23 protein-coding genes, 1 tRNA gene and 1 pseudogene are annotated in these 22,253 nt (G+C 69.2%); 13 read left to right on the forward strand and 12 right to left on the reverse strand.

The window, feature by feature from the left end; genetic code table 11:
- Positions 1-38 precede the first annotated feature (38 nt).
- Positions 39-1,397, forward strand: coding sequence for a hypothetical protein (locus ACWGO0_RS01050; protein WP_453526014.1), 1,359 nt, complete (start codon positions 39-41; stop codon positions 1,395-1,397).
- Between the two features lie 28 nt (positions 1,398-1,425).
- On the opposite strand, the gene ACWGO0_RS01055 is transcribed toward ACWGO0_RS01050, so the two are convergent.
- Positions 1,426-1,596 carry a hypothetical protein gene (locus ACWGO0_RS01055; protein WP_453526017.1) on the reverse strand — a complete coding sequence of 57 codons (171 nt, stop codon included), beginning with the start codon at positions 1,594-1,596 and terminating at the stop codon, positions 1,426-1,428.
- A 332-nt stretch (positions 1,597-1,928) separates the two neighbouring features.
- Here ACWGO0_RS01055 and ACWGO0_RS01060 point away from each other — a divergent pair, with 332 nt between their 5' ends.
- The 3 genes and pseudogenes from ACWGO0_RS01060 to ACWGO0_RS01070 all read left to right on the forward strand — a co-directional run.
- Positions 1,929-3,077, forward strand: coding sequence for a magnesium and cobalt transport protein CorA (locus ACWGO0_RS01060; protein WP_453526020.1), 1,149 nt, complete (start codon positions 1,929-1,931; stop codon positions 3,075-3,077).
- 207 nt (positions 3,078-3,284) lie between these two features.
- On the forward strand, positions 3,285-4,208 hold the full coding sequence (locus ACWGO0_RS01065; protein WP_453526023.1) for a calcium-binding protein: 924 nt from the start codon (positions 3,285-3,287) through the stop codon (positions 4,206-4,208).
- Between the two features lie 142 nt (positions 4,209-4,350).
- A pseudogene (locus ACWGO0_RS01070) lies at positions 4,351-4,452 on the forward strand (site-specific integrase); the annotation flags it as partial.
- A 136-nt stretch (positions 4,453-4,588) separates the two neighbouring features.
- On the opposite strand, the gene ACWGO0_RS01075 reads toward ACWGO0_RS01070, so the two are convergent.
- The 3 genes from ACWGO0_RS01075 to ACWGO0_RS01085 form a co-directional block, all read right to left on the reverse strand.
- Positions 4,589-4,662 (reverse strand) — tRNA-Pro (locus ACWGO0_RS01075).
- A gap of 28 nt (positions 4,663-4,690) precedes the next feature.
- Positions 4,691-5,107 carry a Pr6Pr family membrane protein gene (locus tag ACWGO0_RS01080; RefSeq protein WP_453526026.1) on the reverse strand — a complete coding sequence of 139 codons (417 nt, stop codon included), beginning with the start codon at positions 5,105-5,107 and terminating at the stop codon, positions 4,691-4,693.
- 151 nt (positions 5,108-5,258) lie between these two features.
- Positions 5,259-6,197, reverse strand: coding sequence for a metallophosphoesterase (locus tag ACWGO0_RS01085; protein ID WP_453526028.1), 939 nt, complete (start codon positions 6,195-6,197; stop codon positions 5,259-5,261).
- Between the two features lie 79 nt (positions 6,198-6,276).
- Here ACWGO0_RS01085 and ACWGO0_RS01090 point away from each other — a divergent pair, with 79 nt between their 5' ends.
- Positions 6,277-6,741 (forward strand): GatB/YqeY domain-containing protein, encoded by a 465-nt coding sequence (locus tag ACWGO0_RS01090; protein ID WP_453526031.1) that lies wholly within the window; start codon positions 6,277-6,279, stop codon positions 6,739-6,741.
- 96 nt (positions 6,742-6,837) lie between these two features.
- Here the strand turns inward: ACWGO0_RS01090 and ACWGO0_RS01095 are convergent, their stop codons facing one another.
- Complete coding sequence (locus ACWGO0_RS01095) at positions 6,838-9,075, reverse strand: transglycosylase domain-containing protein (RefSeq protein WP_453526034.1); 2,238 nt, start codon at positions 9,073-9,075, stop codon at positions 6,838-6,840.
- Positions 9,076-9,481: 406 nt separating this feature from the next.
- On the opposite strand from ACWGO0_RS01095, the gene ACWGO0_RS01100 reads away from it, so the two are divergent.
- On the forward strand, positions 9,482-9,832 hold the full coding sequence (locus tag ACWGO0_RS01100) for a WhiB family transcriptional regulator (protein WP_453526037.1): 351 nt from the start codon (positions 9,482-9,484) through the stop codon (positions 9,830-9,832).
- A gap of 45 nt (positions 9,833-9,877) precedes the next feature.
- Here the strand turns inward: ACWGO0_RS01100 and ACWGO0_RS01105 are convergent, their stop codons facing one another.
- Together ACWGO0_RS01105 and ACWGO0_RS01110 are read right to left on the reverse strand one after the other, a co-directional pair.
- Positions 9,878-11,251: an ArsA family ATPase gene (locus ACWGO0_RS01105; protein WP_453526040.1), complete on the reverse strand. Its 1,374-nt coding sequence runs from the start codon at positions 11,249-11,251 to the stop codon at positions 9,878-9,880.
- A complete protein-coding gene (locus ACWGO0_RS01110) occupies positions 11,248-12,222 on the reverse strand; it encodes an ArsA family ATPase (RefSeq protein WP_453526043.1) in 975 nt (324 codons plus the stop codon). The genes ACWGO0_RS01105 and ACWGO0_RS01110 overlap by 4 nt, the downstream gene beginning before the upstream one ends.
- 72 nt (positions 12,223-12,294) lie before the next feature.
- Between ACWGO0_RS01110 and ACWGO0_RS01115 the strand changes: the two genes are divergently transcribed.
- The 4 genes from ACWGO0_RS01115 (at position 12,295) to ACWGO0_RS01130 (ending at position 14,771) form a co-directional block, all read left to right on the forward strand.
- Positions 12,295-12,453, forward strand: a complete 159-nt coding sequence (locus tag ACWGO0_RS01115; protein ID WP_019992579.1) for a DUF4177 domain-containing protein — start codon at positions 12,295-12,297, stop codon at positions 12,451-12,453.
- Positions 12,453-12,923 (forward strand): RidA family protein, encoded by a 471-nt coding sequence (locus tag ACWGO0_RS01120; RefSeq protein ID WP_453526046.1) that lies wholly within the window; start codon positions 12,453-12,455, stop codon positions 12,921-12,923. Before ACWGO0_RS01115 ends, ACWGO0_RS01120 begins: the two co-directional genes overlap by 1 nt.
- Before the next feature lie 127 nt (positions 12,924-13,050).
- Complete coding sequence (locus ACWGO0_RS01125; RefSeq protein ID WP_453526049.1) at positions 13,051-13,944, forward strand: NUDIX hydrolase; 894 nt, start codon at positions 13,051-13,053, stop codon at positions 13,942-13,944.
- On the forward strand, positions 13,941-14,771 hold the full coding sequence (locus ACWGO0_RS01130) for an MBL fold metallo-hydrolase (RefSeq protein WP_453526052.1): 831 nt from the start codon (positions 13,941-13,943) through the stop codon (positions 14,769-14,771). The genes ACWGO0_RS01125 and ACWGO0_RS01130 overlap by 4 nt, the downstream gene beginning before the upstream one ends.
- A gap of 79 nt (positions 14,772-14,850) precedes the next feature.
- On the opposite strand, the gene ACWGO0_RS01135 is transcribed toward ACWGO0_RS01130, so the two are convergent.
- Entirely contained in the window at positions 14,851-15,525 is a 675-nt protein-coding gene (locus ACWGO0_RS01135; protein ID WP_014046869.1) for a Crp/Fnr family transcriptional regulator, read from the reverse strand.
- A 391-nt stretch (positions 15,526-15,916) separates the two neighbouring features.
- Here ACWGO0_RS01135 and nth point away from each other — a divergent pair, with 391 nt between their 5' ends.
- The 3 genes from nth (at position 15,917) to ACWGO0_RS01150 (ending at position 18,828) form a co-directional block, all read left to right on the forward strand.
- Positions 15,917-16,705 carry an endonuclease III gene (gene nth, locus ACWGO0_RS01140; protein WP_453526391.1) on the forward strand — a complete coding sequence of 263 codons (789 nt, stop codon included), beginning with the start codon at positions 15,917-15,919 and terminating at the stop codon, positions 16,703-16,705.
- Between the two features lie 95 nt (positions 16,706-16,800).
- On the forward strand, positions 16,801-17,529 hold the full coding sequence (locus tag ACWGO0_RS01145; RefSeq protein WP_453526055.1) for an NUDIX hydrolase: 729 nt from the start codon (positions 16,801-16,803) through the stop codon (positions 17,527-17,529).
- Positions 17,530-17,628: 99 nt separating this feature from the next.
- Positions 17,629-18,828: a MarP family serine protease gene (locus ACWGO0_RS01150; RefSeq protein WP_453526058.1), complete on the forward strand. Its 1,200-nt coding sequence runs from the start codon at positions 17,629-17,631 to the stop codon at positions 18,826-18,828.
- A 40-nt stretch (positions 18,829-18,868) separates the two neighbouring features.
- Here the strand turns inward: ACWGO0_RS01150 and ACWGO0_RS01155 are convergent, their stop codons facing one another.
- The 4 genes from ACWGO0_RS01155 to nhaA all read right to left on the reverse strand — a co-directional run bounded on the left by ACWGO0_RS01155 (position 18,869) and on the right by nhaA (position 22,122).
- On the reverse strand, positions 18,869-19,072 hold the full coding sequence (locus ACWGO0_RS01155; RefSeq protein ID WP_443037622.1) for a hypothetical protein: 204 nt from the start codon (positions 19,070-19,072) through the stop codon (positions 18,869-18,871).
- 105 nt (positions 19,073-19,177) lie between these two features.
- Complete coding sequence (locus ACWGO0_RS01160) at positions 19,178-20,155, reverse strand: alpha/beta fold hydrolase (RefSeq protein ID WP_453526062.1); 978 nt, start codon at positions 20,153-20,155, stop codon at positions 19,178-19,180.
- The gene (locus ACWGO0_RS01165) at positions 20,152-20,682 is read right to left on the reverse strand and encodes a phage holin family protein (RefSeq protein WP_453526065.1); all 531 of its coding nucleotides are present in this window, start codon (positions 20,680-20,682) and stop codon (positions 20,152-20,154) included. The genes ACWGO0_RS01160 and ACWGO0_RS01165 overlap by 4 nt, the downstream gene beginning before the upstream one ends.
- A 39-nt stretch (positions 20,683-20,721) precedes the next feature.
- The gene (gene nhaA / locus ACWGO0_RS01170) at positions 20,722-22,122 is read right to left on the reverse strand and encodes a Na+/H+ antiporter NhaA (RefSeq protein WP_453526069.1); all 1,401 of its coding nucleotides are present in this window, start codon (positions 22,120-22,122) and stop codon (positions 20,722-20,724) included.
- Positions 22,123-22,253 lie beyond the last annotated feature (131 nt).

Here is a 22,253-nt window from a genome sequence, read left to right on the forward strand (position 1 = left end):
CGAGTGGCAACGTCGCGAACACGGCAGAGGAGGCAGCCATGAGGACACAAAGGAAGAGGCCGATGATCGCGGCGAGCGTGGCCATGACCGCGGCACTCACGGCGGGCGCGTGCGGCGCGCACGCCACCGGCAAGGCACCCGGACCCGCCGGTACGGACTGCGTACGCGTCGTGGACGCGACCACCGGCAAGAAAACGGGAACCTGCCTGCCACTGGCCCCGGAGAAGGCCCGGGTGGATACGACCAGGCCCACGTTCTCGAACCCCACCACCATCACGAACCCCCTCCACCCCAGCTCGGAGATCAAGCAGGTGATCTACGGGGGCCAGGTCGACGGCAAGCCGTTCCGGACCGAGTTCACCCTGCTGCCCGACACCAAGTCCATCGCCATCGACGGCAAGCAGGTGAAGGTGCGGACCCTCCAGTACATGGCGCTCTCGGACGGACGGATCAAGGAGGTCGCGCTCGACTGGTTCGCGCAGGCCGACGACGGATCGGTCTGGTACCTCGGCGAGGACGTCTTCAACTACGAGGACGGCGTGGTCGCCGACACCGACGGCACGTGGCTGGCAGGGAAGACGGGACCAGCCGCGATGATCATGCCCGCGCAGCCGAGGACAGGGGACGTCTACCGGCCGGAGAACGTACCGGAGGTCGTCTTCGAGGAGGTCACCGTCAAGAAGACCGGCCAGACGGTCGCCGGTCCGTACGGACCCGTGAAGGGCGCGATCACGGTGACCGAACTGCACATGGACGGCACCCGCGAGGACAAGGTATTCGCCCCGGGATACGGGGAGTTCTCCACCGGCAAGCCGGGCGCCGACCTGGAGGCGGTATCACTGGCCGTCCCGACGGACGCCAGACCCGGCCCGCGACCGGCACACCTCACGGCCCTGACGGAAGCCGTCCGAGCGGCACACGAGCACCCCGCAGATCCGGCGGCGGTCGGCACGCTACGGCAAGCCTGGAACACGTACCGCACATCGGACCGTGTCCCGGCCCTGCTCACGACCCAGATGAACCGCGACCTGGACGCACTCACCGCAGCCGTCAAGGCGCGCGACGCCGATCTGGTACGGGGAGCGATGCTCCGGGTCGCGCAAAACGACCTGGACCTGCATCTGCGCTACGATCCACTGCCCGCGGTCGAGGCGGCCCGGATGTCTCTCTGGGCACAGCAACTGCGCCTCGACGCACAGGCGTCCGACGCGGGCGCGGTGGCCGGGGACGTCACCAGTCTCGAACTCACCTGGGACCGCTTGGAGCACACCACACAGGCCGCCGATGCGGCTCGCATCAACGCCCAGCTCCGCGACCTGCGCAACGTGGCGGACCACAAGGACACGGCAGCAGCCGCACAGTTGGCACGAGAACTCACCAACTCCCTGACCAACTGATCTGTACTTCTGGTCAGTACCACCAGGATCAGTTGTGGCCGAACTTCCGCTCCTTCTTATGGGAGACGTGCTCGGCGATGGGACGCATCGCGTCGGGTGCGGCCGAGGTAGGCGTCTGCTCCTTCGTCTCCGCAGCAGTGGTGCGTTCATGGCCGCCGGTGCGAGCACCGCGGTTCTGCCGGCTCTGCTTCTTGCCCACGATCGTGCCTCCTGACAGAGGATCTCGGACGATGGACCACTACCAGATTCGCATGTGCGTACGAAGGCCGCATGTTGGGCACAGGCCCTGAAGCCGGGCGCGGAGATCGCCGGTCCGGAGCCTGCCCGGGCGGGTATAGCCTGCTACGTGGCCGAATCCCATGCGTACAGAGAGGCAGGTGAGATCCGCAATGTGCGGTGAACCTCCCAGTCGTACGCCGCGGGACGCTGCCATGACCGGGCCCTGACCGGATCTGGAGGCGGCGTCAGCGGCGTGCCGTAGTTGCATCCCTACGCCCACGACTCCCCGTCCGTCCCGCCGGAAGGACTCCCATGTCCGAGCGCCGTCTGCGTGGCCTGCGCGACGCATTCAAGAAGCCCGCCAAGAACCACGCCCAGCCCCGCCCCACGGGCGAGGAGCCCGGCACGGCCGCGTCGGCCGAGCAGCAGCCACCCCGCGAATCCAGTGTGATCACCGCCGCGCTGTACCAGGACGGCGTGCGCACCAGCACCCACGATTCGCTCGCCGAGACCTTCCAGAAGCTCCGCGAGGAGGAGGGCGGCATGGCCTGGATCGGCCTGTACCGCCCGTCCGAGGCCGAGATGCTGTCCGTGGCCGCCGAGTTCGACCTGCACGAGCTGGCGATCGAGGACGCGCTGGAGGCCCACCAGCGGCCCAAGCTGGAACGCTACGGCGACACCCTCTTCGTGGTGTTGCGCGCCGCCCGCTACCTCGACGCCGCCGAGGAAGTCGACTTCGGCGAACTGCACGTCTTCGTAGGCCCCGACTTCGTCATCACCGTCCGCCACGGCGCCGCCCCCGACCTGGCCGCGGTGCGCCGCCGGATGGAAGACAGCCCCGACCTGCTCAAGAGCGGCCCCGAAGCCGTGCTGTACGCCATCCTCGACGCGGTCGTGGACGGCTACCTCCCCGTGGTGGCCGGCGTGGAGAACGACGTCGACGAGATCGAGACCGAGGTCTTCGGCAACGCTCCCGGGGTGTCCCGCCGCATCTACGAGCTCTCCAGGGAAGTGGTGGAGTTCCAGCGCGCGACCCGCCCCCTGACCAGAATCCTGGAAGGGCTCTCCGCCGGCTTCGAGAAATACGGCATCGACGAGGAACTGCGCCGCTACCTGCGAGATGTCGCCGACCACGCCACCCACGTCACCGAACGCGTCGACGGCTTCCGCCTGGCCCTGCAGGACATCCTCGCCGTGAACGCAACGCTGGTCACTCAGCAGCAGAACGAGGAGATGAAGGCGCTCGCCGAGTCCAGCCACTCACAGAACGAGGAGATCAAGAAGATCTCCTCCTGGGCCGCCATCCTCTTCGCCCCGACCCTCGTCGGCACGATCTACGGCATGAACTTCGACCACATGCCCGAACTCGACTGGGTCATGGGCTACCCCTTCGCCCTGGCCCTGATGGGGGTCGTGTGCGTCAGCCTGTACGTGGTCTTCAAACGCCGCGACTGGCTCTGACGACCGGACCGGCCGAGCCCGCATACAACCCCTGCACGACACGACACCGCCACGTGATGCACCTCACAGGACTCAACTGCCGCGCGCGTACAACCCTTTCGCTTCACCGCCGATCAAGACTGTGCGGTCGCTTTGGCCGTGCGTGATCTGGGTCCGCCCGTTCGCGACCCGTATCCGCCCGTCGATAGTCGGTAACGGAGCCTCCTCATGTCCCAGCACTCCCGCAATAAGCTGACGTCCGGCAAGAAGGTGATCCTGGGCGTCAGCGCACTGGCCGCATCCGGGCTCGCCGTCGGCCTGCTCGTCACACCGTCCGCGATGGCGGGGAGGCCCGGCGCGGCTGAGGCGCTGGAGCAGAGCAAGGCTGCGGCCGCCGACGCGTCGGCGGCGAAGACCGCCGCGCCCAGGACTCTGGCCGCGAGCACTGCCGACTCCACGGTCGTCTCCGGCGTCACCGTCAACGGCGGCAACAGCGCCGCCGTCGGCACGACGAGCACGCAGACGATCACCGTGAAGTGGACGGTCAGCGGCGGAGCGACGCTCTACGGCAGCCACGCGTCGATCTGGCGCGGCACCGACCTCGACAGCGGACCGGAGCAGTTCATCACCTCCGAACAGTTCAATGCGGACACCGACCCCTGCGTCTCGTCCGGCGACGCCAGGTTCAACTGCACGGCCACCTTCAAGCTCGACCCCGGATACGCCCTGTCGAACGAGGACGCCGGAGCCTGGAAGATCTCCCTCTGGGCGATCACCGACGCGGCCACCAGCGTGGACACCGACAACGCTAGGACCTGGTACCTCAAGCGCTGGTCCCGGCTGAGCAACAACGCGGCCCCCGAGCCCGTCGCCAAGGGCGAGACGATCACGATCACCGGCAAACTGGAGCGCGCCAACTGGGACACCCAGAAGTACGCGGGCTACACCCAGCAGACCGTCCGCCTCCAGGAGCGTTCGCTGACCGGCTCGTACGCCACCACCAGCAGCCACATCACCGGCACCGGCAGCCTGGCGGGCGTCGAGAAGAAGACTCGCACCGCCACCACCGACCGCTGCTACCGCTACAAGTTCGAGGGCACCTCCACCACGCCGCCGGTCACCGCCGCCGGTGACTGCGTGGACGTGCGCTGAGCCCGCTGACGAGGCTGACCACACCGGGTCAGCGAGGCGACGGACCCATACTCGCCCCGGTGTTGGCCGGCCTGCGGATCCGGTGGCGCGGTCCGGGCCGTCCCCGCTCCCGCCCGGACCACCTGCGCGGCGACAAGGGGGGTCCCGCACCCTTCAGGCTGTCCACTCGTGCCTGAACCGCTCGGTGAAGCGAGCTATGGCCCGGGACAAGGTCAAGCGCAACGTTGCAAGCAGATCCGTCCCGTGATCCAGACCGGTGCCGTGGTCATGGACGCCATCTTCAAGCGCGATCCGGAGCGGTAGTCACGCAGATGGACGCGCAGCAATGCCAGAGGGCCCTTACCTATTCGGTAAGGGCCCTCTGATCTGCTACTTAGCTGTCGGGGTGGCGGGATTTGAACCCACGACCTCTTCGTCCCGAACGAAGCGCGCTGCCAAGCTGCGCTACACCCCGATGTCACGCGGTCTCCCGGCGACATCGATTACTTTAGCCCACCCGCGGCCGGAGGCGAAATCCGGTTTCTGTGGGGGTCGGGGGGTCCCCAGACGTGGGGGCGGATACGGTCCAGGCCGATCAGCAGCGTGGCCAGGGCGGCGAAGAGGAGGCCGAGGGCCAGGGCGTTGGTGAGGACTCCGGCGTAGCCGTAGGTGTCCACATCGAGGAACGGGTACGGGTAGCGGGCCTCCGTGCCGGGGGAGAGGAGTGCGCCCCGGGTCAGGGCGAATGCCAGGTACGCCAGGGGGAGGAGCAGCCACTGAGGGACGAAGCGCAGGCGCAGGGTTCGGGGTGTGGTCAGCAGGAGCCAGTCCAGGGCCGCCGCCAGTGGGGTGACCGTGTGGAGGAGCTGGTTGGAGACCGCGCGCCAGCCGGTGATCGTGTGGCCCGGGGCGTCCGTCATCGAGAAGGCGCCGACCGTTCCTCGTACGGGAACGACTCCGCGGACCGGGGGCTGGGGAGCAGGGCGGTCCGCGGGGAGGTCATGATCTTTACGGTAAGCGGGGAGCCCGTCCCCCGCGATTCGTCGGGGCGTCGGTGACGTCGTCCCTGTCTCAGTCGCGGGGCGTGAGCGTCAGCAGTGTCGCCTCGGGCGGGCAGGCGAAGCGGACCGGGGTGTAGCGGTTGGTGCCGCAGCCGGCCGAGACGTGGAGGTAGGAGCGGCGGTCCCCGACCGTGTGCGTGGAGAGGCCCTTGACCCGGTCCGTATCCAGGTCGCAGTTGGTGACGAGCGCCCCGTAGAAGGGGATGCACAGCTGGCCGCCGTGGGTGTGGCCCGCCAGGACCAGCGGGTAGCCCTCGGCTGTGAAGGCGTCCAGGGAGCGCAGGTACGGGGCGTGGACCACGCCGATCGAGAGGTCCGCGCCGGTTTCGGGGCCGCCCGCGACCTCCGCGTAACGGTCGCGCTTGATGTGCGGATCGTCGAGGCCCGTGAACGCGATCTCCAGGCCGTCGAGCTTCAGCCGGCCGCGCGTGTTGGACAGCCCGAGCCAGCCGGCCGCGTCGAACGCGTCCCGCATCGGCTCCCAGTCGTTGTGGACGACGCCGACCGCCGGGGCGTTGCCGTTGAGGCCGTGGTTGCCCTGCATCTTCTCGAACAGGTACTTGGCGGGGTTACGGAGCTTGGGCCCGTAGTAGTCGTTGGAACCGAAGACGTAGACCCCGGGGAGCTCCATCAGCGGACCGAGTGCGTCGAGCACCTCCGGTACGGCATCCGGGTCCGAGAGGTTGTCGCCGGTGTTCACGACGAAGTCCGGGCGCAGGCCCGCCAGCGACTGGAGCCAGGCCCGCTTCTTGCGCTGCCCGGACACCATGTGGATGTCGGAGACCTGGAGCACGCGCAACGGGCGTGCCCCGTGCGGGAGTACGGGGACGGTGATCCGCCGCAGGCGGAACGAGCGGGCCTCGAATCCTGCGGCGTAGGCGAGGCCGGCAACGCCGACCGCAGCGCCGACAGCCGTGACTTTCAGGGGTACTCCGTAGCGTGCGCGCATGTGCCCATCGTCGCAGACACGGTGCCGTGACAGGAAAACACGAGGGCGGCAGGTGCCCCGTACCTGTCACAATCGCCGCATGACCACGCTCAAGTCCAAGCTCAAGGAAGACCTCTTCACGGCCATGAAGGCGCGTGACGAGCTGACCTCGTCCACGCTCCGGCTGACCCTCACCGCGATCACGAAGGAGGAGGTCAGCGGCAAGACGGCGCGCGAGCTCTCCGACGACGAGGTGCAGAAGGTGATCGCCCGGGAGGCGAAGAAGCGCCGCGAGGCGGCCGAGGCGTTCACCCAGGGCGGCCGGCAGGAGCAGGCCGACCGGGAGAAGGCCGAGGGCGAGCTGCTCGACGCGTACCTCCCCAAGCAGCTCAGTGACGAGGAGCTGACCGGCATCGTCGCCGCCGCGGTCGAGGAGGCGAAGGCCGCCGGAGCCGAGGGGCCGCGCGCGATGGGCGCCGTCATGAAGATCGTGAACCCGAAGGTGGCGGGCCTCGCCGAGGGCGGCCGGGTGGCCGCGACCGTGAAGAAGCTCCTCGCGGGCTGATCGCAAAAAGCTCCGCGCGAGCTGATCGCAAAAAGAGGGTGCCCCGGGATCATCCCGGGGCACCCTCTTCTCGTTCGACCGCGTTACCGCGTCAGGTCAGTTCCGGCCGCCGCCGGTTCCGTCCCGCCAGCCGCCCTCGCCGCCGGTCGCGCCGCCGAGGAGGCCCGGCGGAAGGGTGATCTCGTCACCGGGCTTGGGGTCGTCCCGATCCCCGTCGTTCTCGTCGCGCTTGTCTTCCTTGTCGTCCTTGGGCTTCTTGGCCTCGGCGCGCGGGACCTTGACGTAGTTGAACGAGGGCGTCTCGCCGGCGCTGAGCACCTCGGTCATCGCCGTCCGCCAGATCGGACCGGGGAGGCAGCCACCACAGACCTTGTCGTAGAACTGGCCGCCGATGGTGATGTTGTACATGCCGCGCTTCTCGCCGACGTCGTCACCGACCCAGACCGCGGTGGACAGGTTCGGCGTGTAGCCGACGAACCAGGCGTCCTTGCGGTCATCGGTGGTACCGGTCTTGCCCGCGTTGTCGCGGTCGGTGAGGCCGGCCTGGGTACCGGTTCCGTCCTCGACGACGCCCTTGAGCATCTGGTTGATCATGTCGGCGGTGAGCTCGCTCATCGCGCGGTTGCAGGCGGTCTTCGGTACGGGCAGGGACTTGCCGTCCCGGGTGGTGACCGACTCGATCGCGACCGGGGTGCAGTACGTGCCGCGGTTGGCGAAGGCGGCGTACGTGGAAGCCATGCCCAGCGGGGTGTTCTCAGCGACCCCGAGGGTGATCGACGCGTCCTCGCCCAGCTTCCTGCCGGTGCTCGCCTCGTACCCGAGGTTCTTCGCCATGGTGACGGTCTCGCACAGACCGGCCTTCTGCTCCAGCCGCGCGAAGTAGGTGTTGATGGACTTGCCCAGCGCGCTGGTCAGGTCGTAGGGACCCTTCTCGGACTCGAGCTCGTTCTGCACGGGCCACGGGCCGGACCCGGTCGGACTGCCGGAGCAGTTCCGGTAGTCGCTCTTCGACATGGTGATCTTCCACGGGTCGTCGTAGACCTGTGTCGGGCTGATGCCCTTCTCCAGGGCAGCCGCCGCGGTGATGGGCTTGAAGGTCGAGCCGACCTGGAACCCGTACGTCGTGCCGCCCATCTCGCTGCCGACGGCGAGGTTGATCACGGTCTCGTTCTTCGTGCCGTCGAGCCCGTACGGCCGCGACTGCCCCATCGAGAGGATCTTGCCGGAGCCGGGCTGGACCTGCACGACCGAGGCGGCGACGCCGTCGTCCTTGTTGACGCGGGAGGTGGCGGCCTTGTTGGCCGCGGCCTGCGCCTTGGGGTCGAGCGTGGTCTTGATGGTCAGACCACCGAGGTCCCACAGCTTCTGCCGGTCCTTCTCGGTCTCGCCGAAGGCCGGGTCGGACAGGACGGTCTTGCGCACGTAGTTGCAGAAGAAGCCGGCGCCCTCGACGGCGGTGATGCAGCCGCTGCGGGGCTTGCTGACCTTCAGGCCGAGCGAGCTCTCCATGGCCTTGTCGGCCTCGGCCTGTGTGATGGCCTTCGTCGCGGCCATGCGCTGCAGCACGGTGTTGCGACGCTTGGTCGCCTCCTGCGCGTCGTTGACCGGGTCGTAGCGGCTCGGCGACTGGACGATGCCGGCCAGCAGCGCGGCCTCCGCCACCTTCAGCTTCTTCGCGGGCTTGGAGAAGTAGCGCTGGGACGCGGCCTCGATGCCGTACGCCTGCTGCCCGAAGAACGTGATGTTGAGGTAGTTCTCCAGGATCTTCTTCTTGCCGAGCTCTTCCTCGACCTGGATCGCGTACTTGAGCTCGCGGACCTTGCGGCCCAGCGTCTGCTGCGTGGCCTCCAGGACCTTCGCCTGGTCGTCGCCCGCTTCTTCGACGAAGACGTTCTTCACGTACTGCTGGGTGAGCGTCGACGCACCCTGTGCGGCCCCGCCGGCCTGCACGTTGCGGTTCATCGCACGCAGGATGCCCTTGAGGTCCACGGCCCCGTGCTCGTAGAAGCGCGAGTCCTCGATCGCGATGATCGCGTCCTGCATGTACGGGGAGATGTCCTTGAGCGGTACGACGGTCCGGTCGCGCGAGTAGTCCGTCGCGATGAGACCGCCGTCGCTGTCCAGGATCGTGGTGCGCTGACTGAGCGGTGGCGTCTTGAGGTTGGAAGGGATTTCGTCGAATCCCTCGACCGTCCCCTTGGCCGCGAGGCCGAGCACTCCGGCTGCCGGCAGTGCGATACCTGCCAGGACAGCTCCGGATAGTGCGGCGACACCGAGGAACTTGGCGGCCTGCTGGGTCGTCGTGAGACCCCCGCCCGAGCGCTTCTTTGGCATGGGGGCAGCCTACGTTCTCATTCGCCGGACAGGCGTATATGCGTTGGCCTAAGCTGCTCTCAACTGTCACAGCAGTCCGGTTTCGTTTCAACCCCCGTGCAGTTCAAGCCATCTCCGTACGCGGTGTCTCCGTGACCCGGGGCGTTCCCGAATTCGCCTCGTGTGTCACGAAATGCACACCGCGACTTGGGTGTACTGTCCCGATTTTAGGGTGATGGTCTCGTATGTCCTCCCCTCACTCCTCTGGGTGATCTGCCGCGTACGCATAGTCCGTTCGGGCCATCCAAGATTGGGCCCGAAGGGGGTGTTGTGCTGGTGCTGCCTTCCGTAACGTCCTCAACTGGTGGCGGTGAATATGCCGCCGCCGCCGTGGGGGAGCCTCGATTCGGGAGAGGACGGCGCCGGCATGGGCTGGGTAACCGACTGGAGTGCGCAGGCAGCCTGCCGCACTACCGATCCGGATGAACTGTTCGTACAAGGGGCAGCGCAGAACAGGGCCAAGGCGGTGTGCACCGGTTGTCCGGTGCGGACCGAGTGCCTGGCCGATGCGCTGGACAATCGCGTCGAATTCGGCGTGTGGGGCGGAATGACGGAGCGGGAGCGCCGCGCACTGCTGCGCCGACGACCGACCGTGACGTCCTGGCGTCGACTGCTGGAGACCGCTCGCAGTGAGTACGAGCAGTCGACGGGCATCCTGCCCGTAGCGGTCGGCCTGGAGGACGACGTACTGCACGAGACGTACGCCGCCGTGGGGTAGGCGCACGAGCCCGCACCCCGTCAGGGGGGTTACGGGCGGCAGGGCCTAGGCAGCTCCGGCCGGAGCGGAAACGGAACCGGCCGCGAGCCGGTCCCCGATGGCCCGGAGACCTGTGAGGTCATGTACATCGCCGGGCAGCGCGGCCACTTCGGTGACCGGGACCTCGGGGTGGAGCGCGGTGAAGCGGTCGCGTGTGAGCTGTTCGCGCGCGACGACCTGCATGCGCTCGGCGTGCAGCCGCAACAGTCCTGCGGTCAACTGCTCGACCGAGTTCTCGACCGGGTTCTCGGCCGACACGGTGTTCGGGTCGGCCGACTCGTGCGTCTCGTGCTGTCCATGCGACTGATGCGGCTCATGCGGCTCGTTGTGTTCGTCAGGGGGCAGCGGTGACTCGGGGGCTTCGGGAGAGGCGCCGGCCGGGTCCACTGGGTCACTTAGGCCAGCCTTCCCGGTCGTCTGATCCACAATGCCGCCCTCTTCAAGATTTTCCGCGGCGGCCAGCGCGCGCTCCGCGGTCAGCCGGGATGCCTCGCTGCCGTGCACCCGGTTGAGCACCAGACCGGCCAGGGGCATCTCCTCGGCGGCCAGCCGTTCCACGAAGTACGCGGCCTCGCGCAGCGCGTCCCGCTCCGGCGTCGCGACCACGAGGAACGCCGTCCCGGGGGCCTGGAGCAGCTTGTACGTGGCATCGGCCCGGGTACGGAATCCGCCGAACATCGAGTCCATCGCGGCGACGAAGGTCTGTACGTCGCGGAGGAACTGACCGCCCAGCAGCTTGCCGAGCGTCCCGGTCATCATCGACATGCCGACATTCAGGAACTTCATCCCGGCCCGGCCGCCGATCTTCGCCGGAGCCACCAGCAGCCGGATGAACTTGCCGTCCAGGAACGAACCGAGGCGCTTCGGCGCGTCCAGGAAGTCCAGTGCGGAGCGCGAGGGCGGCGTGTCGACGATGATCAGGTCCCACTCGTCGCGGGCCCTGAGCTGCCCCAGCTTCTCCATCGCCATGTACTCCTGCGTGCCCGCGAAACCGGCCGACAGGGACTGGTAGAAGGGGTTCTCCAGGATCGCGCGGGCCCGCGCGGCATCCGTGTGCGCCTCGACGGTCTCGTCGAAGGTCCGCTTCATGTCGAGCATCATGGCGTGGAGTTCACCGCCGCCCTCGCCGTCGATGTCCTCGACCCGGCGCGGGATGTTGTCCAGCTGGTCGATGCCCATGGACTGGGCGAGCCGGCGGGCCGGGTCGATGGTGAGGACCACGGCCTTGCGCCCGCGCTCGGCGGCCCGTACGCCGAGGGCCGCGGCCGTCGTGGTCTTGCCGACCCCACCGGAGCCGCAGCACACGACGATCCGGATCTCCGGGTCGTCCAGGAGCGCATCGGTGTCCAGCCCCGGTGCGACGTCCGTGCCGAGCGTCATTCCCCCACCTCTTCCCCTGTGCCCTGTTTACGCAGCTCGGCCGCCAGGTCGTACAGCGCGGGGAGGTCCACACCCTCGCCGACCAGCGGGAGTTCGTCCGTGGGCAGTCCCAGACCCGCCAGCACGGCGCGCTGCTCGCGCTCCAGCGAGACCCGCTGCGCGTGCTCGGCCGCCTGCGCGACCAGCGGCCGTACGAGTGCGGCGGAACCGGTCACGCCCGCCCGGGTCAGCGTCTTCGCGATCTCCTTGCGACGGCCCCCCGAAGCGGTCCGCAGCGCTTCCTCGTCCAGCAGATGCGGGCGCACCATGTTCACGATGACCCGGCCCACGGGCAGCTCGGCCGCGCGGAGCTCGGCGATGCCGTCGGCGGTCTCCTGGACCGGCATCTCCTCCAGCAGCGTCACGAGGTGGACCGCCGTCTCCGGGGACTTCAGGACCCGCATCACGGCCTGTGCCTGATTGTGTATCGGGCCGATCTTCGCCAGCCCCGCCACCTCGTCGTTCACGTTGAGGAAGCGGGTGATGCGTCCGGTGGGGGGCGCGTCCATGATCACGTGGTCGTAGACGAAACGTCCCGCCTTGTCCTTGCGGCGTACGGCTTCGCACGCCTTGCCGGTCAGCAGGACGTCCCGGACCCCGGGCGCGATGGTGGTGGCGAAGTCGATCGCGCCGAGCTTCTTGAGCGCCCGGCCCGCGCTGCCCAGTTTGTAGAACATCTGGAGGTAGTCGAGGAGGGCCCGCTCGGCGTCGATCGCCAGGGCGTGGACCTCCCCGCCGCCCGGCGCGACGGCGATCCTGCGCTCCTCGTAGGGAAGGGCCTCCGACTCGAAGAGCTGGGCGATGCCCTGTCTGCCCTCGACCTCGACGAGGAGGGTGCGCTTCCCCTCGGTCGCGAGGGCGAGCGCGAGGGCGGCGGCGACCGTGGTCTTACCGGTCCCGCCCTTACCGCTGACGACCTGGAACCTGCTCACGTCCTGGAGCCTAACCAGTCGTGCCCCGGGCTACGCACGAGACCGTACGTGCCAGGCATTACAGTCGCCCCTATGACCAAGTGGGAATACGCGACCGTGCCCCTTCTCGTGCACGCGACCAAGCAGATTCTGGACACCTGGGGCGAGGACGGCTGGGAGCTCGTCCAGGTCGTCCCCGGCCCGAACAACCCCGAGCAGCTCGTGGCGTACCTGAAGCGGGAGAAGCCGTAATGGCGGGCGTCGTCGAGGCGAAGCTGGCCGAGCTCGGCCTGACGCTGCCGGGCGTCGTGCCTCCGCTGGCCTCGTACCAGCCGGCTGTGCAGTCCGGGGTGTACGTCTACACCTCCGGTCAGCTGCCGATGGTGGACGGCAAGCTCGCGGTGACCGGGAAGGTCGGCGCCGAGGTCACGCCCGACGAGGCGAAGGAGCTCGCCAGGACGTGCGCGCTCAACGCCCTCGCGGCAGTGAAGTCGGTCGCGGGCGACCTGGACCGGATCGCGCGGGTCGTGAAGGTCGTGGGCTTCGTCGCCTCGGCCGCCGACTTCACCGGCCAGCCCGCCGTGATCAACGGTGCGAGCGAGCTGCTGGGCGCTGTCCTCGGTGACAAGGGCGTGCACGCGCGCAGCGCCGTGGGCGTGGCGGTGCTGCCGCTGGACGCGCCGGTGGAGATCGAGGTCCAGGTCGAGCTCGTCGAAGCCTGATCCGACCCCCGTACACGACGGGCGATCCCGTCCGGTCCCAGTGACCGGGCGGGATCATCCATGTACGGGGCATGTACGGATCACCGCGGCCCTCGAACATCGGCACGGTTCCGGATAGCCTCCGGCCATGTCCAATGGTCAGTGGTACCCACCGGAATGGCCCGACCGGATCCGGGCCCTCGCCGCAGGCGAGCTGACAGCCGCGACCCCCAGGCGGGCCGCGACCGTGATGCTGCTCCGGGACCGTTCCGCGGACACCGGGGGCGGGCCGGCCGTGCACATGCTGCGCCGCCGCGCCTCCATGGCCTTCGCCGGGGGCGCGTACGCCTATCCGGGTGGCGGAGTCGATCCGCGCGACGACGACCACCTGGTCGGCTGGGCCGGTCCCTCGCTGGAGCACTGGGCGAAGCGGCTCGGTGTCGACACGGTCACCGAGGCGCAGGCCATCGTCTGCGCGGCCGTCCGCGAGACGTACGAGGAGGCGGGCGTCCTCCTCGCGGGGCCGACGCCCGGAACGGTCGTCAGCGACACGACGGGGGCGGACTGGGAGGCCGACCGCGAGGCGCTGGTCGCCCGCGAGCTGTCCTTCGCCGAGTTCCTGGACCGCCGGGGTCTGCTGCTGCGCTCCGACCTGCTCGGCGCGTGGGCGCGCTGGATCACCCCGGAGTTCGAACCGCGCCGCTACGACACCTGGTTCTTCGTCGCCGCGCTCCCCGAGGGCCAGCGCACCCGCAACGCGTCCACCGAGGCCGACAGGACCGTGTGGATCGCCCCCGGCGACGCGGCCGACGGCTACGACCGGGGCGAGCTGCTGATGATGCCGCCCACCGTGTCCACGCTGCGGACGCTCAGGCCGTACGGGACGGCCGCCGAGGCCCTGAGGGCGGCGGACGCCCAGGACCTCGCTCCCGTACTCGCACAGGCCCGCCTGGACGGTGACGAGCTGGTGCTGAGCTGGCCGGGGCACGATGAGTTCACCAAGCACATCCCGGCCGGGGACACGGGAGGCGAGGGCGCATGAGCGACGCGGCGGCACTTCCCGGGCAGCCGCGGGGCGGAGTCCTCTCCGGTCCCGCGACCACCCGTACGGTCAACGTCCTCGCGCCGAACGCCTCGGCGATGACCCTGGACGGCACCAACACCTGGATCGTGGCCGAGCCCGGTTCGGACCTGGCGGTCGTCATCGACCCGGGCCCGCTCGACGAGGCCCATCTGCGGGCGGTGATCGACACCGTCGAGCGGGCCGGGCGGCGTGTCGCGCTCACCCTTCTCACCCACGGCCACCCCGACCACGCGGAGGGCGCGGCGCGCTTCGCCGAACTGACCCGTACGAAGGTGCGCGCCCTGGACGCGGCGCTGCGCCTGGGGGACGAGGGGCTCGGCGCGGGCGATGTGATCACCACGGGCGGACTCGAACTCCGGGTGGTCCCGACCCCCGGACACACCGCGGACTCGCTCTCCTTCCACCTGCCCGCCGACCGGGCGGTGCTCACCGGCGACACCGTCCTGGGGCGCGGTACGTCGATGGTGGCGCACCCGGACGGGCGTCTCGGCGACTATCTCGACTCGCTGCGGCGGCTGCGCTCGCTGACGGTCGACGACGGGGTGCACACCGTCCTGCCGGGCCACGGCCCGGTCCTGGAGGACGCCCAGGGGGCGGTCGAGTTCTACCTCGCCCACCGCGCGAACCGCCTCGCGCAGGTGGAGACGGCGGTGGAGGCCGGACACCGGGAGCCGTCGGAGGTGGTGGCCCACGTCTACGCGGAGGTGGACCGCTCCCTGTGGCCGGCGGCGGAACTGTCGGTACGGGCCCAGCTGGAGTACCTGAGCGAGCACGGCCTGATCTAGAGCCTGTCGTTCGGATCGGGCCGGATCGAGCGCGAAGGGCCCCGCCACCGGGCGGAGCCCTCGCACTACGTCAGTCGGGTCAGCGGGACCGCTTCGCCAGCCGCTCCACGTCCAGCAGGATCACCGCACGCGCCTCGAGCCGCAGCCACCCGCGCCCCGCGAAGTCGGCGAGTGCCTTGTTGACCGTCTCGCGGGAGGCGCCGACCAGCTGGGCCAGCTCTTCCTGGGTCAGGTCGTGCACGACGTGGATGCCCTCCTCCGACTGGACGCCGAAGCGGCGCGACAGGTCGAGGAGCGCACGGGCGACACGGCCCGGTACGTCGGAGAAGACCAGGTCGGACATCTGGTCGTTGGTCTTGCGCAGCCGCCGGGCGACAGCGCGCAGGAGCGCGGTGGCCACCTCGGGGCGGGCGTTCAGCCAGGGCTGGAGGTCGCCGTGGCCGAGGCCGAGCAGCTTGACCTCGGTCAGGGCCGTCGCCGTGGCCGTGCGGGGGCCCGGGTCGAAGAGCGACAGCTCTCCGATGAGCTCGCCGGGACCGAGGACGGCCAGCATGTTCTCGCGTCCGTCGGGGGAGGTGCGGTGGAGCTTCACCTTGCCCTCGGTGACCACGTACAGGCGGTCACCCGGGTCGCCCTCGTGGAACAGCGCGTCGCCGCGTGCGAGGGTCACCTCACTCATCGAGGCGCGGAGCTCCGCGGCCTGCTCGTCATCGAGCGCCGCGAAAAGCGGGGCGCGCCGCAGAACGTCGTCCACGAGTTCTCTCCTTGTCGGCCTGTTCAGGGAACCGTGGTCCCCATGATGCCGGACGGTAAAACAGTGCGATCAATCACAAACCAGTTTGACGCACGGATGTACCGGACCGTACGGCAGGGGGCCGATTGGGCGCGGATACGCGGTGACCGGGGCGGATGTCAGTGTCGGGCTCTAGGCTGGCCGGGTGTCCAGAACGCCGGTGAGAGCGCAGGTCGAGGGGGCTGATGGGGTGTCGGAAGGCCCTGATTCCGCTGTGGGCGAACGGTTCGCGCGTCGCCCCAAAAATGCCACAAAACGCCCGGATGAGACCACTGCGGAGAAGCCCGCGACGAAGGCTGTGAAGACGACGAAGGCGACAAAGACGGCAAACAAGTCGAACGAGACGAGCGGGATCAAGGTGCCGAAGGCCGCGAAACCGGAATCGCACCTCGCCATGGTCCGCCGCGCCCGCCGGATCAATCGCGAGCTCGCCGAGATCTATCCGTACGCACACCCGGAGCTGGACTTCCGGAATCCCTTCGAGCTGCTCGTCGCCACCGTGCTCTCGGCGCAGACCACCGATCTGAGGGTCAACCAGACCACTCCCGCGCTGTTCGCCGCCTATCCGACGCCCGAGGACATGGCGGCGGCCGTTCCGGAAAAGCTGGAAGAGCTCATTCGGCCGACCGGCTTCTTCCGGGCCAAGACGAGGTCGCTGATAGGGCTGTCGACCGCGCTCAGGGACAACTTCGGCGGTGAGGTCCCCGGCAGGCTCGCCGATCTCGTGACGCTGCCCGGTGTGGGCCGCAAGACCGCCAACGTGGTTCTGGGCAACGCCTTCGGGGTCCCCGGCATCACGGTGGACACGCACTTCGGCCGGCTGGTCCGCCGCTGGAAGTGGACCGACCAGGAGGACCCGGAGAAGGTCGAGGCGGACGTGGCCGCGATCTTCCCCAAGAGCGAGTGGACGATGCTCTCGCACCGCGTCGTCTTCCACGGCCGCCGCATCTGCCACTCCCGCAAGCCCGCCTGCGGCGCCTGCCCCATCGCCCCGCTCTGTCCTTCGTACGGGGAGGGGGAGACCGACCCGGAGAAGGCGCGGAAGCTCCTGAAGTACGAGATGGGCGGCTACCCGGGCCAGCGCCTCAGCCCCCCGCCCGGCTACCCGGGCGAACCGGCACCGCCCCTCGGGGCCGAATGAGGGACGGGCACCCGGTCCGAGCCGCAGGAAACCGAGCGAAATGGCCCCGGAACGAAATGGCCGATGACAGGCGTTGTGAAACGGAGGGGGTGCATATGACGAACGCACAGAGCACACGGTCCGCTCCGACCGCGGGGACGGGCACGCCCGGCGCCTACCCGGTCCCCGTCACCACGGAGGGGCTTCCCGAGTGGCTCGACCCCGTCGCCACCGCGGCGCGGAACATCCGGCCCCGGCAGCTCAGCCGCTTCCTGCCGCCCGAAAGCGGCGCGGGCCGCCAGTCCGCCGTCCTGATCCTCTTCGGCGAGGGCGAGCGCGGCCCGGAACTGCTCCTCATGAAGCGCTCCAGCTCCCTGCGTTCCCACGCGGGCCAGCCGTCCTTCCCCGGCGGCGCCCTGGACCCCGAGGACGGCGACCCGGCGACCACGGGACCGCTCAGGGCCGCGCTGCGGGAGGCGGAGGAGGAGACGGGACTCGATCCGCGGGGCGTCCAGATCTTCGGCGTACTGCCCCGGCTGTACATCCCGGTGAGCGGCTTCGTGGTGACGCCCGTCCTCGGCTGGTGGCGTTCTCCGAGCCCGGTCGGCGTCGTGGACCCGGCCGAGACCGCCCGGGTCTTCACCGTCCCCGTGGCGGATCTCACGGATCCGGCCAACCGGGTGACCACCGTCTATCCCAGCGGTCATCCGGGCCCGTCATTCCTGGTCGAATCCGCCCTCGTCTGGGGTTTTACGGCCGGTGTGATCGACCGGATTCTTCACTACGCGGGCTGGGAACGCCCCTGGGACCCGACCAGACAGGTGCCGCTCGACTGGCGCCCATGACAGGCTGACTGCTCAATCCCGTGCTGCGCTGCTCCGGCCCGGCCCGGACCCCGTCGGACGGACGACGGGCCAGGTGACGAATCTGCGAGGCTAGAGACGGTGAACGTGCTGGACATCCTGCTGCTGGTCGGCGCCGTGTGGTTCGCGGTCATCGGCTACCGCCAGGGTTTCGTCGTCGGCATCCTGTCGGTGATCGGCTTTCTGGGCGGCGGACTCGTCGCCGTGTATCTGCTGCCGTTCATATGGGACCAGGTGACCAACGGCTCCGAGGTCTCCTCCACGGCCGCGATCGTCGCGGTCATCATCGTGATCGTCTGTGCCTCGGCCGGACAGGCGTTCACCACCCACCTGGGCAACAGGCTCCGCCGGTACATCACGTGGTCGCCCGCGCGCGCCCTGGACGCCACCGGTGGCTCCCTGGTCAACGTGGTGGCGATGCTCCTGGTCGCCTGGCTGATCGGCTCCGCCCTGGCCGGCACGTCCCTGCCGACGCTCGGCAAGGAGGTCCGTAACTCCAAGGTCCTCCTCGGCGTCTCACGTGTGATGCCCGATCAGGCGTCCACCTGGTTCACCGACTTCTCCTCGGTGCTCGCCCAGAACGGCTTCCCGCAGGTCTTCAGCCCGTTCGCCAACGAGCCCATCACCGAGGTCAAGGCCCCGGACCCGGCACTGGCGGGCAGCCCCGTCGCCGCCCGCGCCAAGAAGTCCATCGTCAAGGTCGTCGGCATGGCACCCGGTTGCGGCAAGGTCCTCGAAGGCACCGGCTTCGTGTTCTCCGAGCGCCGCGTCATGACCAACGCCCATGTCGTCGGCGGAGTCGACGAGCCGACCGTCCAGATCGGCGGCGAGGGACGGCTGTACGACGCGAAGGTCGTCCTCTACGACTGGGAGCGCGACATCGCCGTACTGGACGTGCCGGACCTCGAAGCCAAGCCCCTGCGCTTCGCCGAGGGCGACGCGGAGACGGGCGACGGCGCCATCGTCGCGGGCTTCCCGGAGAACGGGGCCTACGACGTACGCTCCGCGCGGGTCCGCGGGCGCATCGACGCCGACGGTCCGGACATCTACCACCGGGGCACCGTCCGCCGCGATGTCTACTCGCTCTACGCGACCGTGCGGCAGGGCAACTCCGGTGGCCCGCTGCTCACTCCGGACGGAAAGGTGTACGGAGTGGTGTTCGCCAAGTCCCTCGACGACCCGGACACCGGCTACGCCCTGACGGCCGACGAGATCCGCCAGGACATCGAGCGCGGCCGGAGTGCCAACCAGCAGGTGGACAGCCAGAGCTGCGCGCTCTAGGAGACACCCTGCTGGGCCCCGTCGTCAGAAGGTGGCTGCGTCATCCACGGGGATGACGCAGCCGCGCCGAGAACCAGCGGGCCCGGCGGCGGAGGATGCGCGGAATTCCAAGCTCGGGATCATGAAAATCATGCACTTCGTGCACCCGGCCCTGCGGGCCGCCCCCCTCATGAGTGCTCGGACCGACCGTTGCGGTCGAGCGGCGGTTGCGTGCTGCGTCACCGAAGTCGTGCGTCCAGCCCATACCCCGACGTCTGCCCGTGACCCAAGGTCGGTAATCGTGCGGGAGTCAGCCAATTGGCCTATGCGGCAGGCAATTGGCTGTTCGTCGGACACGCGTGCCCCTGGGCTAGCGGTCGGGCTCGGGATCCTTGAGCCAGTTGATGAGTTCGGTCGAGAACGCCACCGGGTCCTCCTCGTGGGGGAAGTGCCCCAGACCGTCGAAAAGTCGCCAACGGTACGGCGCTTCCACGTACTCGCCGGACCCCGCGGAACTCCGCGTACGCACCGCCGGATCGAGTGAACCGTGCAGATGCAGCGTCGGTACACGCACCGGCCGCTTCATCCGCCGGTTGAACTGGACACCGTCAGGACGCGCCATGGACCGCACCATCCAGCGGTACGGCTCGATCGAGCAGTGCGCCGTCGACGGGATCGACATCGCGCGACGGTAGACGTCCATCGCGTCGTCGTCGGGGAAGTCCGAGGTCCGCGGACCCGACCAGTCCGCGATCAGCCGGCCCACGAGAGCCGCGTCGTCCGCGACGAGCCGGCGCTCCGGCAGCCACGGCTGCTGGAACCCCCAGATGTACGAACCCGCCCGGGACTGCGCGAAGTCGGAGAGCATCGCCGAGCGCCAGCGGCGCGGGTGCGGCATCGAGGACACCACGAGCCGGCGCACCAGCTTCGGCCGCATCACGGCGGCCGTCCAGGCGAGATAGCCGCCCAGGTCGTGGCCGACCAGCGCCGCGTCCGGCTCGCCGAGCGAGCGGATCACGCCGGTGACGTCGAGGGCGAGGTTGGCGGGGTCGTAACCCCGGGGCGTACGGTCGCTGCCGCCGACCCCTCGCAGGTCCATGGCCACCGCCCGGAACCCGGCGTCGGCCAGCGCGGTCATCTGGTGGCGCCACGTCCACCAGAACTGCGGGAAGCCGTGCAGCAGGAGCACCAGAGGCCCGTCGCCCAGCTCGGCGATGTGGAAGCGCGCACCGTTGGCCGCCACATCCCGGTGGGTCCATGGACCGTCGAGGCGTACGGGACTGCCGGAACCGGCCGGGCCCAGAGGGCCTGCTGCCGGACCGGACGCGCTGGAATCGGGGACCGTCATGTGGACGAGCGTGCCACAGCGGACGCCTTGTCCCGGACCGCGCTGCTTTCGATGGCCTTGTCCGCCAGCGTGCTGCCCATGGCCGGAAGGACCTCACCGGGCACTACCTCGGGGCGGGGGTGGGGCTTGACGCCCTGGAGGACCGCGGCGGTCTGCTTGGCCGATGCGATGGACTTCTCCGGCGGCTTGACCTTCTTGAGCTTGGCCCAGCCGAACAGCGCCAGCAGGATTCCCAGCAGGATGAACGCGCCGCCGACGATCAGGAACGACCAGGCGAGGCCGAGGCCCAGATTGTGGATTCCGTACGCCGCCGCGAAGCTCAGTACGGGAATCGCGAACAGAATCAGCACGCCCGTGACGATGAACGCCACACTGCCGATGACGCCGCGCTTCACGTCCTGGCGTACTTCGGCCTTGGCCAGTGCGATCTCGTCGTGCACCAGTGCCGACATCTCGGCCGTCGCCGAAGCGACCAGCTGTCCGAGACTGCGGTCGCCACTGCCCGCGTAGTTGCCGGGGTCGCTCATCCCTGACTCCCTCTCCTCTTCAACACATCCGGTGTCAGATCATGCCGGACTGTCCGTCTCGCTGCTCGTTGCCCCCGCCGCGCGGGCCAGGCGGCGATGTTCCGCGGCCTTCTTTTCGAGGATCGCGGCCATCCGGAGGTGGTATTCCGGATTGTCCTGCTCGTAGATGTCGGGGACCCCGTCCTCGTCCTCGTCGAGCTCCTCGGCGTCGTAAAGGGCCTGGTATCTGCGTACCCGCAGTTTGAGCAGTACACCGGAGAGTACGGCCGCGATCAGTGAACCGATGAGCACGGCGGCCTTGATCTCGTTGACCGTCTCGCCCTGGCCCTCGAACGCGAGTTCCCCGATGAGCAGCGAGACGGTGAAGCCGATTCCGGCGAGCGAGCTGACGGCGAAGAGGTCCGCCCAGGCCAGGTCCTTGTTGAGCTCCGCCCTGGTGAAGCGGGCGGCGAGCCAGGTGCCGCCGAAGATGCCGAGGGTCTTGCCGAGGACGAGACCGAGGACGACACCGAGCGTTTCGGGCCGGGTGAAGACAGTCGCGAGCGCGCCGCCCTGGAGGGAGACCCCGGCGGAGAACAGCGCGAACAGTGGTACGGCGAACCCGGCGGACAGAGGGCGGACCAGGTGCTCGATGTGCTCGCCGGGGGAGTGCGCCTCGCCGTCACGCTTCGTGCAGCGCAGCATCAGCCCCATGGCGACACCGGCGATGGTGGCGTGGACGCCGCTGTTGTACATCAGCCCCCAGATGACCAGGGCCAGCGGTACGTAGACGTACCAGCCCTTGATCCCGGCCCGCAGCAGGAAGTAGAAGACGGCCAGGCCGGCGAAGGCTCCGCCGAGTGCCAGGAAGTCGATGCTGTCGGTGAAGAAGACCGCGATGATCAGGATCGCGAAGAGGTCGTCGACCACGGCGAGGGTGAGCAGGAACGCGCGGAGCGCGGACGGCAGCGAGGTGCCGATGACCGCGAGGACGGCCAGTGCGAAGGCGATGTCGGTGGCGGTGGGGACCGCCCAGCCGGCCGTGGAGCCGTCGCCGACGACCACGGTCGCGGTGTAGACGAGGGCGGGGACGGCCATGCCGCAGAGTGCGGCGATGACCGGCAGGGCGGCTGCCTTCGGGTCCTTCAGTTCGCCTGCGACCAGCTCACGTTTGAGCTCGACGCCCGCGACGAAGAAGAAGATGGCGAGGAGACCGTCGGCGGCCCAGTGGGCCACGGAGAGGTTCAGTCCCAGTGCCTCGGGGCCGAAGTGGAAGTGGCTGACCGACTCGTAACTTCCCCCGAGGGCGTTCGCCCAGATCAGCGCGGCGACCGCGGCGACCAGCAGGATGATGCCGCCGACCGTCTCGGTGCGCAGCGCTTCGGCGACGTAGTTCCGCTCGGGCAGGGAAAGACGGCCGAGGACGGTACGGCGGGGGGAAGGCGGGGTGGGCGCGGCCACGGGTGGAGACCTCCGGGTCGGTACGGCAGTGATGGCATGGCTGTAGCACTTGCCGACCAGACTTCCCGGCGCACCTTGTGGAGATTTCTTATTACGTTGTTGACGCAGCCATCACTGTACCCGGGGGCGCC

It is taken from the genome of Streptomyces sp. NPDC055749 (assembly GCF_053617235.1).

Bases quoted from the DNA above. Each gene is read 5' to 3' on its own strand.
- ACWGO0_RS01050 (WP_453526014.1), top strand. From the start codon at position 39: ATGAGGACACAAAGGAAGAGGCCGATGATCGCGGCGAGCGTGGCCATG.
- ACWGO0_RS01060 (WP_453526020.1), top strand. From the start codon at position 1,929: ATGTCCGAGCGCCGTCTGCGTGGCCTGCGCGACGCATTCAAGAAGCCC.
- ACWGO0_RS01065 (WP_453526023.1), top strand. From the start codon at position 3,285: ATGTCCCAGCACTCCCGCAATAAGCTGACGTCCGGCAAGAAGGTGATC.
- ACWGO0_RS01080 (WP_453526026.1), bottom strand. From the start codon at position 5,107: ATGACGGACGCCCCGGGCCACACGATCACCGGCTGGCGCGCGGTCTCC.
- ACWGO0_RS01085 (WP_453526028.1), bottom strand. From the start codon at position 6,197: ATGCGCGCACGCTACGGAGTACCCCTGAAAGTCACGGCTGTCGGCGCT.
- ACWGO0_RS01090 (WP_453526031.1), top strand. From the start codon at position 6,277: ATGACCACGCTCAAGTCCAAGCTCAAGGAAGACCTCTTCACGGCCATG.
- ACWGO0_RS01095 (WP_453526034.1), bottom strand. From the start codon at position 9,075: ATGCCAAAGAAGCGCTCGGGCGGGGGTCTCACGACGACCCAGCAGGCC.
- ACWGO0_RS01100 (WP_453526037.1), top strand. From the start codon at position 9,482: ATGGGCTGGGTAACCGACTGGAGTGCGCAGGCAGCCTGCCGCACTACC.
- ACWGO0_RS01105 (WP_453526040.1), bottom strand. From the start codon at position 11,251: ATGACGCTCGGCACGGACGTCGCACCGGGGCTGGACACCGATGCGCTC.
- ACWGO0_RS01115 (WP_019992579.1), top strand. From the start codon at position 12,295: ATGACCAAGTGGGAATACGCGACCGTGCCCCTTCTCGTGCACGCGACC.
- ACWGO0_RS01120 (WP_453526046.1), top strand. From the start codon at position 12,453: ATGGCGGGCGTCGTCGAGGCGAAGCTGGCCGAGCTCGGCCTGACGCTG.
- ACWGO0_RS01125 (WP_453526049.1), top strand. From the start codon at position 13,051: ATGTCCAATGGTCAGTGGTACCCACCGGAATGGCCCGACCGGATCCGG.
- ACWGO0_RS01130 (WP_453526052.1), top strand. From the start codon at position 13,941: ATGAGCGACGCGGCGGCACTTCCCGGGCAGCCGCGGGGCGGAGTCCTC.
- ACWGO0_RS01145 (WP_453526055.1), top strand. From the start codon at position 16,801: ATGACGAACGCACAGAGCACACGGTCCGCTCCGACCGCGGGGACGGGC.
- ACWGO0_RS01155 (WP_443037622.1), bottom strand. From the start codon at position 19,072: ATGGGCTGGACGCACGACTTCGGTGACGCAGCACGCAACCGCCGCTCG.
- ACWGO0_RS01160 (WP_453526062.1), bottom strand. From the start codon at position 20,155: ATGACGGTCCCCGATTCCAGCGCGTCCGGTCCGGCAGCAGGCCCTCTG.
- ACWGO0_RS01165 (WP_453526065.1), bottom strand. From the start codon at position 20,682: ATGAGCGACCCCGGCAACTACGCGGGCAGTGGCGACCGCAGTCTCGGA.